Raw genomic sequence first — 13,424 nt, 5'->3', positions numbered from 1 at the left:
CACAAACCGTGCCCCCAGGATGTCCCGCCCGCACAGCATGCCCACCTGAGCGTGCTGAATCACGGCGTGGAGGAAGGGAATTGACCACACCGAGGTGCATCGTACCCGCGCACAGGGGGAGTGACGGCGCAACGGCCGACCCTCAGGGGTGGTCACCGAGGGTGAGTGGATCGCTCTGTGTAGTCGCCGGAGCGGTGCGGCGAGCACAGAGCGAAGCCCCCGATCACGGGGGAACAACCGGGGGCTTCGCGTCTGCGGGGGCTCCGAAAAGCCGCACAATGAGAACGTAAGACCAGTAAGGCCCGCCGGTCAAGCGGAGTTGAGGCTCTTCTGAGCTGATTTCCGACTGCTCAGTATGGTGCGGCACCCTGGCTACGGTATGTGACGTTCCGGTTCGCTCCCGCTGTCGCCCGGGGCCCCGGCAGCCACGCGTACCCCTCGGGCAACTGGCGTACCAGCGCGTCGGCGTACGGCCGGGAGGGGTCGCCCGCGAAGTGCCGTTCCTCGGCGAGCGTCCATCCGTCCCAGAACCCGGTGAGCCCGGCCCCGTCCCGGCGCCGACCCCGCTCCCAGGACGTCTCCCGGTCCAGCTCCATCCAGCACAGCGCCGCCAGCCACGGCCGCACCTCCCGGCGTCCCGCACCGACCCCCTCCACCAGCACCACCGGGGCCGGCTCCAGGGCCCGCGCCGGCCCGAAGCGGCGCTCCGTCCAGTCGTACGGGGCATAGCGGGCGCGCTCGCCGCGCGAGAGCGGCAGGAGCACCTGTTCCCGCAGCCGCCCCGTCCAGCCGAACAGCTCCTCGTGCGTGGCGAGATCGTCCAGATGGAGGACCGGAGCACCGCCCAGCGCCGTCGCGAGGCGGGCGGCGAAGGTGCTCTTGCCCGAACCGGCGTGTCCGTCGACCGCGACGAGCCGGACCGGTCCGCAGGAGGGGGGCAGTGCGGCGAGGTCATCGGCGTGGCGGGCCAGGTCGTCCATGGCCCCAGGGTACGTTCCGGCACGCGGGCACCGGGGAACCGCCGCAGGTCATGCCAGTGGTCCAGACCCATATTGGTTCGGCGGCGACCGCCGAACCGCTGGCCCGATCCGCCCCGGAGCCGGGATAGTTGGCGAACCGCACGGCATCCCCACCGCACCGAACCGCACGGCATCCGCAGACCACCTTCCGCATCCGACCGGGGGTCACGACCATGACCAGTCCGACTTCGCGCAGAACCGTTCTGACCGCCGCGCTCGGCGCGGCGGCGTCCGCCGGCACGGTGGCCGCCTCCGCCGCGCCCTCGTCCGCCGCCCCGTCCTCGCCCGCAGGCCCCTCCGCACCCCCGGCGGCCCTCGTGGACAACCGCTTCTGGCACACCTACACCGACTGGCGCTGCGGCACCGGCGACGGCACCCGGATCCTCCCCGGCGCCCGCCCCGGCCTGGTGATCGCCACCCCGGCCGGCCGCGTCGACCACACCGACCCGCACACCGGGGAGACGGCCGCCTGGGACTACGCCACCTGGACCTCGCCCGTCCACCGCTCCGCCGTCCCGGCCACCGAGGTGATCGCCTCCTGGAACGCCCGTACGCCGGCCGGCACCTGGATCCAGGTCGAGCTGAGCGGCCGGTACGCCGACGGCACGGCGACCCCCTGGTTCGTGATGGGCCGCTGGGCGGCGGGCGACGGCGACATCCGGCGTACCTCCGTCGACGGCCAGGGCGACCCGCGCAGCACCGTGTGGACGGACACCCTCTCGGTCGACGACCCGGCGAGCGGCGTACGCCTGGTCTCCTTCCGGCTGCGGCTGACGCTGTACCGCGCCCCCGGCAGCCGCCTCACGCCGACCGTGTGGCGGGTCGGCGCGATGGCCTCCGACGTGCCCGACCGCTTCACCGTGCCCGAGACCGCCCCCGGCCCGGCCCGCGAACTGCCCGTGCCCCGCTACTCGCAGAACATCCACATCGGGCAGTACCCCGAGTACGACAACGGCGGCGAGGCGTGGTGCAGCCCCACCTCCTCACAGATGATCATCGAGTACTGGGGCCGCAAGCCCACCGCGGAGGACCTCGCCTGGGTCAAGCCCGGCCTGCCCGACCCCCAGGTCTGCCACGCCGCCCGCAACACCTACGACTACCAGTACGGGGGCTGCGGCAACTGGCCGTTCAACGCCGCCTACGCCGCCACGTACCGCGACATGAACGCCGTCGTCACCCGGCTCGGCTCGCTCACCGACGTGGAGCGGCTGGTCCGCGCCGGAATCCCCGTCATCACCTCCCAGTCCTTCCTGAAGGAAGAGCTGACCGGCGCCGGGTACGGCACGTCGGGCCACCTGATGACGGTCATCGGCTTCACCCCCGAGGGCGACGTCATCGCGAACGACCCCGCGTCACCCGACAACGACGCGGTACGCCGGGTCTACCGCCGGCGCGAGTTCGAGAACATCTGGCTCAGGACCAAGCGGTACGACGCGGAGGGGAAGGTCATGAGCGGGACGGGCGGGGTGTGTTACGTGTACTGGCCCGACCGGCCCGCGCCGAGCCGGCAACGCGTGCTGCGGTCGCTCGGGCTGCTGTGACCTCCGGTCTTCTGTGACCTCGCGCGGAGCCGCTGGAGAGGGAAACCGCCCGAACCGCCTGCCCGCGATGATCAGGGGATGCCAGAGTCGGGGCATGCGCAGAGACGAGGCAGGCGTCCAGGAATCCGTCACCGACCTGGCCGGGCAGCGGCGGAGAGCCACGCAGGGGGGAGCGTTCCCCGTGCGGCTCGGCCCCTGCCCGGACGGGCCGGGGCTCACGGTGACCGCGATCGCCGGGGTTCCGGCGCAGCCGGGGCCGGGGGCACGCGCGGGCGGTGGTCCGGCATGGCCACAGGACCTGGCCGTGCCGGACGGGACCGAGCCGCGCGCCCTGGCCTGGTGGAAGGCCGCCGACCCGGCGTGGCGCCCGGCCGAAGCGGCGCTCGCGGCGGCCGAGGACGCGCGGGTGATCCTCCCCGACGGCCCGGAGTACGAGGAGCTGCGGGGATGGCTGAAGGAGCGTGACGTCCCGTACCGCGTCAGCCGCTACTGGGAAGAGGCCGAGCAGGTCGGCACGGTGAACGACACCGGCGGTCGTACGGAGTTGGTCACGGCCGGTCCGCAGGGCGCGGCCCCTGCGGCGGGGCCCTGGGCGGTCGCGGCCCGGGACGCCTTCGCCGCCCAGTGGGACGGGTTGGAGGAGCTGCCGGAGGGCGACGCCGACACCTACGTGCCCGTCGGCGCCCTGGTGCCGGCGGACTGGGCGGAGCTGCTGCCGCATCCGTCGTTCAACCCGGTCCAGGCCGCCGCCGTCCCGGTGGTGCTGGAGGGCCAGGGGCATCTGGTCGTCGTGGCGCCGACGGGCGCGGGAAAGACCCCGATCGGGATGGTCGCGGCGCTGGAGGCGTACGCCCGCGGGCGCAAGGCGGCCTGGCTGGTGCCGCAGCGCTCCCTCACCGACGAACTCGACCGTGAGCTCCAGCTCTGGCGGAGCCGTGGACTGCGGGTGGTGCGCCTGACCGGCGAGGCCGCGGTGGACACGGAGCTGATCCGGTCCGCCGACGTCTGGGTGGCCACGACCGAGAAGTTCGAGGCGATCTGCCGCGCGGGCTCGCTGCGGGACGCCCTCGCGGAGGTCGGCTGCCTGGTGGTGGACGAGATCCATCTGCTCGGCGACCCGACGCGCGGAGCCGTACTGGAGGCGCTGCTCGCCCGCGTCCGGGAGGACAGCGCGGGCACCCGCATCGTCGGCCTGTCCGCGACGGTCGCCAACGCGGAGGAGGTGGCCCGGTGGCTGGGCGCCCGCCTGGTCCGCACGACCTGGCGCGCGACCCGGCTCACCTGGCAGCTGCCCCTCCTGGACCCGGTCGACGAGACGGACTGGGCGGCGCGGGCCGCTGTCCGTACCGGCGCCGCCGTGCGGATCGCCCGGCAGGTCACCGATGACGGCGGCAGCGTCCTCGTCTTCTGCGGGAGCAAGCGCCGGGTGCGGTCGACGGCGCTCGCGCTGGCCGCCGACCGGGGCGTCTCCACCGTCGGCGTGGACGCGGACGACGCCGAAGCCGTGGAGCGGCTGTGCACCGGGGCCGGGGTGCGGCTGCACTACCGGGACTGGCCGTACAAGCGGGAGGCCGAACAGGCCTTCCGGGCCCGCGAGGCGGATGTCCTGGTCGCCACCTCCACGGTGGCGGCGGGCGTCAATCTGCCCGCCCGCGCGGTGATCGTCAGTGACACCACCCTCGGCATGGACCGTGTCGAGGTGTCGATGGTCCAGCAGATGTTCGGCCGCGCCGGGCGTATCGGCGCCGGAGAGCGCGAGGGCTGGGCGTTCCTGCTCACCGACCCGGCGGAGCGGGCCCACTGGCAGGCCAGGCTGGCCGCCGGATACACCGTGCGGTCGCGCCTGGCCGACCACGTGGCCGACCATCTCCTCGCCGAGGCCGTGCAGCAGCGGCTGGCGACTCTCGAAGAGGCGGAGAGCTGGTGGGCCGGGACGTTCGCCGCGTACCAGGGCCACGACAGCGTCGAACCGCTGCACGAGGCGGCGAAGTTCCTCGCCTCGGTGGGCTGTCTGCGGCCCGCTGCCGACGAGGACTGCCTGGAGCCCAGCGCGCTGGGCCGGCTGACCAGCCGCTTCATGGTCGACGCCGTGCTCGCCGACGACCTGGCGACGGCACTGCGGCACGCCCCGGTCCCCGACGACCCGCTCGCCGCCGAGAACCTGCTCGCGGACCTGCTCAGCACCTGCCTGCCCGTACTCGAACAGGCGCCGTTCACCGAGCGGGCGAAGGCGGCCCTGCGCGCGGCCCTGCGGGAGACCGGACGGGCGGCCGACGAGCCGGACGCCCCCTGGGGGCCGGCCCCCGCGGAGGCACCGGCGCAGGCCGAGGACGAGCAGCGGCCCCGGGCCGGAGACCTCGCCCGCGCGGTCCTGCTCCTCGCGGCCCACCGGCCCGCCCTCTTCCGCGGCCGCCCCGCGTACGTCCTGGGCATCCCCGTGGACTCCATGACCGGCATCCTGGAGGAGGCCCAGCGCTACCTGGCCTGGCTCGGTGCGCAGGGCCCCCTCGGTACGGTCCACCCGTGGGTGGCCGTCGTCGCCGCCGACCTCTCGCTGCGCATCCGCTGGCGCACCCTCGGGGCCGGCCGAGGATCCGGACGCCTCCTCTGGATGTGCGAGCGCATGGCCACGCCCCCGCTCGCGCCCGGCCTCGTCCCCCGCATGTGGAAGGCGGCCCGGGCCCGCGGCATCGACGCGCCCGACTGGAACGGCACGACGCCGCCGGGCGACTGCGCCATCTCCCGGGACGGCTATCGCGCTCTCCTCGCGGAGCGGGTCACCGGAACCCGCCTCGCCCTCCAGGGCGAAGAAGTACGCGTCTGGGCCCCGCCTGGGGCGGCGATCCGCCTGTGGAGCGGGGCGACCACGACGCTGCACATCGCCGACGGCGAGGAGACCACACTGCTCGTGCCGCCCGCCGGCCCGGCCGGCGCGGGCGACGGATGCCGGGGCGCGGCCGTCTTCACCCGTGGCGACCGGCTGGCGTCGGGATGGCTCGGAACGTACGCGGCGCTGCACGCCTGACCCGGGCGGCCGCGGCCGGACCGGATCTGAGCAAAGCGCCCCCGGCGTAACGGAGTTGCCAGAGGGGCGCGCTAGGTTGAACGCGTGACCGACATAGAATCGCGCATCGACACCACCCGGCCGCACACCGCCCGCATTTGGAACTACTGGACCGGCGGCAAGGACAACTATCCGGTCGACCGGGCGGCGGGTGACGAGATCCGGGCGCTGCACCCCGGGATCGGCGCTTACGCGAAGGCGGACCGGCTGTTCCTGGGGCGGGCGGTGCGCCATCTGGCCGAGCAGGAGGGCATCACGCAGTTCCTGGACATCGGGACGGGGCTGCCCAGCGCCGACAACACCCACGAGGTGGCCCAGCGCGTGGCCCCCGACGCCCGGGTCGTGTACGTGGACAACGACCCGCTCGTCCTGGCACACGCCCAGGCGCTGCTGGTCGGGACGCCCGAGGGGCGCATCGACTACCTGGACGCCGATCTGCGGGACGTCGACGACATCCTGGCCGCGGCGGCGAAGACGCTCGACTTCTCGCAGCCGGTGGCGCTGATGCTGCTCGGCGTCGTCATCTTCATCGAGGACGACGAGCAGTCGTACGCGATCGTTCGCCGGCTCATGGACGCGCTCGCGCCCGGCAGCCACCTCGTCCTGTCCCACACGGTCACGCACCCCGACATGCCGGACGTCGACGAGGCGGTGGCGTTCTGGAACGAGCACGGCACCCCGAAGCTCACGCAGCGCACCCCGGACGCCGTCGCGCGCTACTTCGACGGCCTGGAACTGCTGGAGCCCGGGGTGGTGTCGTGCTCCGCGTGGCGGGCTCCGACGCCTACACCGGACGTCGCGATGTACGCGGGCGTCGGCCGCAAGTGACGGCTCGTTCCCGGGGCCGGCGTTCCTCGCCGCCGGCCCCGGGAGCCTCACCCCGTCACCGTCAGGCGGTACGTCGTCGGCGCACCGCCCCCACCACCGCGTCGACCACCAGGAACCCGGCCAGGGTCACCCCCAGGACCGGCAGCGCCCAGCCCAGGGCCGCCACGGCCGGGATGCCCAGGACGAGGGCGGGCAGCGGGATCCGCCGCCACGCCCCGCGCTCGGGGGCCTTGCCGACCGGCGCGGGCCGGTCGCCCCGGGTGGGCCGCCGCTGCCACCACATGCGGTAACCCCAGACGATCACCGCGGTCAGACCGAGGGCGATCAGCGCCAGCACGATCTGGTTGACGACCCCGAACAGCACCCCCATGTGGCCCTGCACGCCCAGCTTGCTGAGCTTGTTGAGGGCCGGGTGGTCGGCCCAGCGGGTGCGCGAGGTGATCTCGCCGCTCGTCGTGTCCACGGCCACCCGGTCGTAGTGCACCGGCCAGGTGTTGTCGGTCTGCGCCACGACCCACGCGCTCGCCGCGTCCGCCGGGGGCGTCACCTCCACGATCCCGCCGAGGCCCGCGCCCCGGGCCGCCGCCAGGGCCGCGTCGAAGTCCGCCGGATCGGCGTCGGCGGTCGCTCCGCCGGAACCGCCGTGCCCGGCGTGCTCCGAGTGGTCCTCGCCAGGGGCATCGGCGCCCGGCAGCGCCGTGTCCAGGGCCGGGGCGTTGCCGTTCGCCGCGTCCAGCAGCCGCCCGAACCGCTCGCCGCCGTAGTTCGACCAGGTGAGGCCCGTGGCGCTCAGGAACAGCAGCCCCAGCGCCAGCCACACCCCGGTGGCCGCGTGCCAGCTGCGGGTCCGCCGTACCCCCTTGGCCGTACGGTCCGGGAGCAGCACGCCCCGGGCGGATTTGGCGCGCAGGCCCCGGGCGCGGCCGAGCCACAGCACCAGGCCGCCCACGACGGCCACCCACAGCCAGCTCGCGGCGACCTCGGAGTAGAGGCGGCCGGTCTCGCCGAGGTGGAGATTGCGGTGCAGGTCGTCGAGCCAGGTGGTGAGCGGTGTCGACCCGAACCAGGTCGTCAGCTCGCCCCGCACCTCGGCGGTGTACGGGTCGACGAACACCGTGCGCTGGTTCTCGCCCAGCTCCGGCACCGCGAGCACCACCCGGGTGGTGTCCTCGGGGCCCGGCGGGGTGATCACCGACGCCAGGGTGCCCTCGGGGTACGCGGCCCGCGCGGCGGCGATCTGCTCGGCCAGCGGGCGCACCTCGTCGCCGACCCGGTCGACCCGGAGCTGGTCGCCGTAGACGAGCCGGTCGAGCTGGGGCGTCAGCGTGTAGGCCAGCCCGGTCAGCGCGGCCACCAGCAGGAAGGGGGCGACGAGCACCCCGGCGTAGAAGTGCAGCCGGACCAGGAGATGCCGCACTTCCGCCCAGGAGCGGGCCGGGCGCGGCCGCCCGGACGAGGCTTTCGCGGGGCCGCCCGGTCTCCCGGTGGCCGGATCCTGGGCCTTCCCTTCCTGCTCGTTCTGCTCTTCCTCGTTCTGCGGTATTTCTTCGGTTCTGTGGGACACGGATGCTCCTCGGAGGGCGGACGGTGACGGACGCGCGCCCGACGGCTCCCGCACGCATGCCTCATGGACGCCGGAGCGGTTCCGGCGTCGGGGCAGGTGAGGGGAGAGGTCAGGCGGAGGCCGCCACGGGCGGCCCGCGCCGGCACCGGGACCGGGCGAGGAGCGCCCCGAACCGGATCCGCACCACCACCGGCGGCACCGGGCGCGACCGGGGCGGGCAGGGGAGCGACGGGGCGGACCGGAGGACGACGCGCGGGGCGAGCAGCGCGCCGAGGCGGCGCAGCACCCGCTCCCCGTACAGCACGCAGAGGGCCGACCCCAGCGTGGCCGCCGCGTGGGCCAGGATCATGCCGGCGTCCATGGCATGCGTGGCCCCGGGGTCCCCGGACGCCCCGGTCATGTGGTGCTGGGGCCCGTGCCCGTGCCCGGCGGGCATCCCGGGGTGCGTGCCGCCACCGGGCGCAGGGAGGAAGTGGAACGCGTTGTGCAGGGCGAACTGGGTCGCCCCGAGCGCCAGGACCACGACGTCGAAGCGCCGCTTCCGCCCGCCGAGCAGCAGGGCGCCCTGCAGGGTCAGGGCGAGGAACAGGACCGCGAGCACCCCCGCGCCGGGCAGCCGCCCGCCCGCCGCGACGTGGCTCGCGGCACCGAGGGCCAGGCACGCCGAGCCGCAGAGCAGGCCCCTGGCCGCTCGCCTCGGCAGGCCGCCCGGTGCACGCATGGAGACAAGGTAGCTGGGGCGTGTCGTTCGGATCAGGTCGGGCTCGCGGGCCCCGGCACGCGCATCTGCGGCGTTGTCGTCAATCACCAACGCTCCGCGTTGCCTCAATCCTCCGCCTTGCAGCTGCACGCACCGGACCCCGCTCCCTGATCCGACCTGATCCGAACGACACGCCCCAGGCACCTCAGAAGGCTCGGCGGGGGGTGCGGCGTGCGGCTCGGTGCCGCGGTCTCTTCCCATGGGGCAGTAGTCGGCCGGATGGCCGAAAAAGTTCCCGCAGTGTCCGGATCCGGAAAAGAGCCCGGCACCGAGCCGGTGCCCGAGACCCGACCCCGCAGGCCGACCGCAGTCCCGGCCACCCCGCGAGGTCTCGGCCCCCCGCCGGGAACTCAGCCCTCGTGCTTCTTCCCGGCGGCCACGGCGGCCCGCTCCAGCCGCTCCCGGTGGCCTGCCCAGTACGCGGCGTCGCCCGGCGGGACGCTGGTGTTGGCCTGGTTCATCCCGACGGCCCCGTCGATGAGTTCGCGCAGGATGTCCGCGTGTCCGGCGTGCCGGTGCGTATCGCCGGTCACGCGGACGACGGCGTGCAGCAGCGTCACGTCGTCGCGGCCGGCCGGCCACCAGGGCACCCGGCCGACCGTGTCCAGCTCCAGCGCGTCGAGCGTCGCGTCCGCGTGCGCCCACGCCCGCCGGTAGAGGCCCACGATCTGCTCGCGCGACTCCTCGGGGGTGGCCCACATGTCCGCGTTGGCCTCGGCGCCCTCCGCGACCCAGGGCAGCGCCTCTCCGGATGGCCGCCCGAAGGTGTCGCCGAGGTAGCCGAGTTCGACGCTCGCCACATGCTTGACCAGGCCCAGCAGATTGGTGCCGGTGGGCGTGAGGGGGCGGCGGATGTCGTACTCCGAGAGCCCGTCGAGCTTCCAGAGCAGGGCGTCACGGGCGTTCTGCAGGTAGAGACGGAGGATGTCCTTGGGGGCTGATGCGTTCATGGACCCAGCATGTCGGGCCCCCCGACCGGGTTCACCGGGATTTCGCGGGCCGGGTCTCCGGAGCGGCACGCTGTGGCGTCGCCCACAGCGGACCCCGGCGCCGCGCCCCCCGCGCGGCGGCTTTTCCGTGCCGTGACGGGGGAGCGGTACCGCTCCCGTCGCCCGGGCCACATCGCGCCGTGACCGGGATCTCGTTCTGTCCGGGCCCGGGCGCTGGCACGCTGGTCGGGTCACCAGGGGGCGGGGCCCCTGCCGCAGCCGTACGAAGAGCGAGACGCCCATGACCGCGACCAGCGCCGCAGGAAACGCCCACCACGCCCGCCGGGCCCGTACCGGTGGCCCCGAGGACGGCTCGAAGCTGATGGAGCACATCGCCGGCTGGGCCTTCGTCGTCGTGTTCGCGATGCTCGTCACCCAGATCGGCCTGCTCTAGGCCTGCTGGGAGAACTGCCGACGGAAACGGCTGTGGGGGGTGGCGAACCGCCACCCCCCACAGCCGCGCGGCCGGCTAGTCGATCGCCTGGATCAGCTCGCCGTTCGTCGTGTCACCGCTCAGCTCCCAGAAGAACGTGCCGCCGAGGCCCTGCTCGTTCTTGTAGGTCATCTTGGTGCCGATGGTCTCCGGGGTGTCGTAGCTCCACCAGTTGCTCCCGCAGTGCGCGTACGCCGTGCCCGCGACCTTGCCCGTGGCCGGGCAGCTGTCCTTGAGGACCTTGTAGTCCTCGATGCCCGCCTCGTACGTACCCGGCGCGGCGCCCGTCGCGCTGCCGCCCGGCTCGGACTGCGTGACGCCGGTCCAGCCGCGGCCGTAGAAACCGATGCCCAGCAGCAGCTTCTCCGACGGGATGCCCAGCCCCTTCAGCTTGGAGATCGCGGCGTCGGAGTTGAAGCCCTCCGACGGGATGCCCGGGTAGGAGGTCAGCGGGGAGTGCGGGGCCGTCGGGCCCTGCGCCGCGAACGCGCCGAAGAAGTCGTACGTCATCGGCAGGTACCAGTCGAGGTGCTTCGCCGCCCCCGCGTAGTCCACCGCGTCGATCTTGCCGCCGTCGGAGCCGTCCGCGGTGATCGCCGAGGTGATCAGGTTGTCGTTCCCGAAGGCCTTGCGCAGCTCGCCCAGCAGGTTGCCGTACGCGTCGCGGCCGCTGGTGTCACAGGTGAGCCCGCAGGCGTTGGGGTACTCCCAGTCGATGTCGATGCCGTCGAAGACATCGGCCCAGCGGGTGTCCTCCACCAGGTCGTAGCAGGACTTCGCGAACGCGGCCGGGTTCTGCGCGGCCTCACCGAAGCCGCCGGACCAGCTCCAGCCGCCGAAGGACCACAGGACCTTGAGGTCGGGGTGGAGCTTCTTCAGCTTGCGCAACTGGTTGAAGTTGCCCCGCAGTTCCTGGTCCCAGGTGTCGGCGACCCCGTCGACCGACTCCTCGGCGGTGTAGGCCTTCTCGTAGTCGGCGTAGGAGTCGCCGATCTGGCACTTGCCGCCGGTCACGTTGCCGAAGGCGTAGTTGATGTGGGTCAGCTTGTCCGCGGAACCCGACGTCTCGATGTTCTTGACGTGGTAATTGCGGTCGTACGTACCCCAGTTGGTGAAGTATCCGATCACCTTGCCGCCCGCGGCGGCCGTGGGGGCGGCCTCCTTCGCGGCGGCGGCTTCGGGCCGGGCGGTGGGGGTCGCGCCGGCCGGGGACGTGCCCGCGACGCCGAGCAGGGTGGCGCCGAGGGCCGCCGTACAGGCGGCCGCGGCGAGCGCCCGGAGCCGGGCGCGGGGACGGTGCAGCGTGAGCATCGTGGCTCCTCGTGGGGGAGGGCTGGTGCGTGGGGGGTGCTGGCCGAACTCCGGGCAGGTGCGCCCGGTTTGACATGAACGCGGTTGGCGTTGGGGGGAACCGTAGAAGGACTAGACCACTTGGGTCAATGGTTCGGACCAATTCACTGATCGTTTCCGCCCTCTTCACGCCTCCGACCTGCCCTTTGCCCCCGTGACGGAAGGCGTCCGATCGGGCATACTCAACCCGCCACAGCCGATGACCGCGCCACCCGTGACCCGGGAGGGCAGGATCGGCTGCGCAGTCTGTTTTTCCCGGGATCACCTCCGGGAGATCACCCGGCGGCGCCTCTCCCACCCCGAGCGCGCGACCGCCGCAACGCCCGACAGGGAGGAGAGCGCCGTCATGTCCGACCGTGCCCCGCAGCCGGTGGAACGCCGTCTGCCCACCGAGGAGTCCCGGCAGCTCGTCGCGCTCGTCCGCGACATCGTGTCCAAGGAGATCGCTCCCCGGGCGGCCGAGGAGGAGGAAGCGGGCGTCTTCCCCCGCGAGGTCTTCACCCTCCTGTCCGAGTCCGGACTCCTCGGACTCCCGTACGGCTCCGACCACGGCGGCGGTGACCAGCCCTACGAGGTCTACCTCCAGGTCCTGGAGGAACTGGCCGCCGCCCGGCTCACCGTGGGACTCGGCGTCAGCGTCCACTCCCTCGCCTGCCACGCACTCGCCGGATACGGCACCGACGAGCAGCGGGCCGCGCACCTCCCGGCGATGCTCTCCGGCGGCCTGCTGGGCGCCTACTGCCTCTCCGAGCCCGCCTCCGGCTCCGACGCCGCCTCGCTGCGCACCAAGGCCGTACGGGACGGGGACGACTGGGTCATCACCGGGACCAAGGCGTGGATCACCCACGGCGGGGTCGCGGACTTCTGCACCGTGCTGGCCAGGACCGGCGTCGAGGGTGCCCGCGGCATCACGGCCTTCCTCGTCCCCGGCGACGCCGAGGGGCTGAACGCCGCTCTCCCCGAGAAGAAGATGGGGATGAAGGGCTCGCCCACCGCCCAGCTCCACTTCGACGGCGTACGGGTCGGCGACGACCGGCGCATCGGCGAGGAGGGCCAGGGCTTCGCCATCGCCCTGTCCGCCCTCGACTCCGGGCGGCTCGGCATCGCCGCGTGTGCCATCGGGGTCGCCCAGGCCGCCCTGGACGAGGCCGTCCGCTACGCCACCGACCGGCGCCAGTTCGGCCGCCCCATCGCGGACTTCCAGGGGCTGCGGTTCATGCTCGCCGACATGGCCACCCAGATCGAGGCCGGCCGGGCGCTGTATCTGGAGGCGGCACGCCTGCGGGACGCGGGGGAGCCCTTCTCCCGGCAGGCCGCCATGGCGAAGCTGTTCTGCACGGACGCGGCCATGCGGGTGACCACCGACGCCGTCCAGGTGCTCGGGGGGTACGGCTACACGCTCGACTTCCCGGCCGAACGGCTGATGCGCGAGGCGAAGGTGCTCCAGATCGTGGAGGGCACCAACCAGATTCAGCGCATGGTCATCGCACGCCACCTCGCGGGTCCCGAGACGCGCTGAACCGCAGCGGTCCCTCCGACCATGCGGGGAGGGCCGCGGCCTGGGTCCACTCCGGGTCGCGGCGCCCCGGCACGGTTCTGCCGGCGCTCTCCCACTGTCTGAGCAGCGCGCTGTAGATCGGTGGATCCACGGGGGCGCCCATGGGCGAGTTCCCCGTGGAGCGGGGCAGCGGCCGAGCGGGTGCTCCCGGCTGCGGAACCGATTCTTCTGGGGCGGGTGCGGCGAGCCGGCGGCGACCCGTACCGAGTGGTGAATGCAGCGTGGTCATACGGGGCCAACGCCGTGGGGCGGGCCGGGGTCACTGCCCCGCCGATTCGAGCGCCCGTTCGCGGGGGCCCACGAACCGGGCCTGCGGGC

At 73.6% G+C, this 13,424-nt stretch carries 10 protein-coding genes; 5 read left to right on the top strand and 5 right to left on the bottom strand.

Going from position 1 to position 13,424, the window contains the following annotated elements; genetic code table 11:
* Positions 1-350: 350 nt before the first annotated feature.
* Positions 351-980, bottom strand: a complete 630-nt coding sequence (locus tag IE134_RS17615; RefSeq protein WP_030722489.1) for a uridine kinase family protein — start codon at positions 978-980, stop codon at positions 351-353.
* Between the two features lie 212 nt (positions 981-1,192).
* Here IE134_RS17615 and IE134_RS17610 point away from each other — a divergent pair, with 212 nt between their 5' ends.
* From IE134_RS17610 to IE134_RS17600, 3 genes are all read left to right on the top strand, one after another.
* A complete protein-coding gene (locus tag IE134_RS17610; RefSeq protein ID WP_189431006.1) occupies positions 1,193-2,560 on the top strand; it encodes a C39 family peptidase in 1,368 nt (455 codons plus the stop codon).
* Between the two features lie 94 nt (positions 2,561-2,654).
* Entirely contained in the window at positions 2,655-5,585 is a 2,931-nt protein-coding gene (locus tag IE134_RS17605; RefSeq protein WP_229823638.1) for a DEAD/DEAH box helicase, read from the top strand.
* 84 nt (positions 5,586-5,669) lie between these two features.
* Complete coding sequence (locus tag IE134_RS17600) at positions 5,670-6,452, top strand: SAM-dependent methyltransferase (RefSeq protein WP_030722497.1); 783 nt, start codon at positions 5,670-5,672, stop codon at positions 6,450-6,452.
* A gap of 61 nt (positions 6,453-6,513) precedes the next feature.
* Here the strand turns inward: IE134_RS17600 and IE134_RS17595 are convergent, their stop codons facing one another.
* The 3 genes from IE134_RS17595 to IE134_RS17585 form a co-directional block, all read right to left on the bottom strand.
* Complete coding sequence (locus IE134_RS17595) at positions 6,514-8,016, bottom strand: PepSY-associated TM helix domain-containing protein (RefSeq protein ID WP_030722501.1); 1,503 nt, start codon at positions 8,014-8,016, stop codon at positions 6,514-6,516.
* Between the two features lie 109 nt (positions 8,017-8,125).
* On the bottom strand, positions 8,126-8,617 hold the full coding sequence (locus IE134_RS17590; protein WP_030722503.1) for a hypothetical protein: 492 nt from the start codon (positions 8,615-8,617) through the stop codon (positions 8,126-8,128).
* Positions 8,618-9,126: 509 nt separating this feature from the next.
* Entirely contained in the window at positions 9,127-9,726 is a 600-nt protein-coding gene (locus IE134_RS17585) for a DinB family protein (protein WP_098016995.1), read from the bottom strand.
* 280 nt (positions 9,727-10,006) lie between these two features.
* Between IE134_RS17585 and IE134_RS17580 the strand changes: the two genes are divergently transcribed.
* Positions 10,007-10,159 (top strand): SCO1431 family membrane protein, encoded by a 153-nt coding sequence (locus IE134_RS17580; RefSeq protein WP_106429802.1) that lies wholly within the window; start codon positions 10,007-10,009, stop codon positions 10,157-10,159.
* A 75-nt stretch (positions 10,160-10,234) separates the two neighbouring features.
* On the opposite strand, the gene IE134_RS17575 is transcribed toward IE134_RS17580, so the two are convergent.
* Complete coding sequence (locus tag IE134_RS17575; protein ID WP_030722508.1) at positions 10,235-11,509, bottom strand: glycoside hydrolase family 18 protein; 1,275 nt, start codon at positions 11,507-11,509, stop codon at positions 10,235-10,237.
* A gap of 385 nt (positions 11,510-11,894) precedes the next feature.
* On the opposite strand from IE134_RS17575, the gene IE134_RS17570 reads away from it, so the two are divergent.
* Positions 11,895-13,067: an acyl-CoA dehydrogenase family protein gene (locus IE134_RS17570; protein WP_098016994.1), complete on the top strand. Its 1,173-nt coding sequence runs from the start codon at positions 11,895-11,897 to the stop codon at positions 13,065-13,067.
* Positions 13,068-13,424 lie beyond the last annotated feature (357 nt).

The organism is Streptomyces rubiginosohelvolus, from assembly GCF_014649875.1.
Taxonomy (GTDB): Bacteria; Actinomycetota; Actinomycetes; order Streptomycetales; family Streptomycetaceae; genus Streptomyces; species Streptomyces rubiginosohelvolus.
Note: the sequence above shows the minus strand (reverse complement) of the source record. Positions and strands in the feature narration are given on the sequence as shown.

Excerpts from the sequence above, each read along its gene's own strand:
- IE134_RS17615 (WP_030722489.1), bottom strand. The coding sequence starts at position 980 with ATGGACGACCTGGCCCGCCACGCCGATGACCTCGCCGCACTGCCCCCC.
- IE134_RS17610 (WP_189431006.1), top strand. The coding sequence starts at position 1,193 with ATGACCAGTCCGACTTCGCGCAGAACCGTTCTGACCGCCGCGCTCGGC.
- IE134_RS17605 (WP_229823638.1), top strand. The coding sequence starts at position 2,655 with ATGCGCAGAGACGAGGCAGGCGTCCAGGAATCCGTCACCGACCTGGCC.
- IE134_RS17585 (WP_098016995.1), bottom strand. The coding sequence starts at position 9,726 with ATGAACGCATCAGCCCCCAAGGACATCCTCCGTCTCTACCTGCAGAAC.
- IE134_RS17580 (WP_106429802.1), top strand. The coding sequence starts at position 10,007 with ATGACCGCGACCAGCGCCGCAGGAAACGCCCACCACGCCCGCCGGGCC.
- IE134_RS17575 (WP_030722508.1), bottom strand. The coding sequence starts at position 11,509 with ATGCTCACGCTGCACCGTCCCCGCGCCCGGCTCCGGGCGCTCGCCGCG.
- IE134_RS17570 (WP_098016994.1), top strand. The coding sequence starts at position 11,895 with ATGTCCGACCGTGCCCCGCAGCCGGTGGAACGCCGTCTGCCCACCGAG.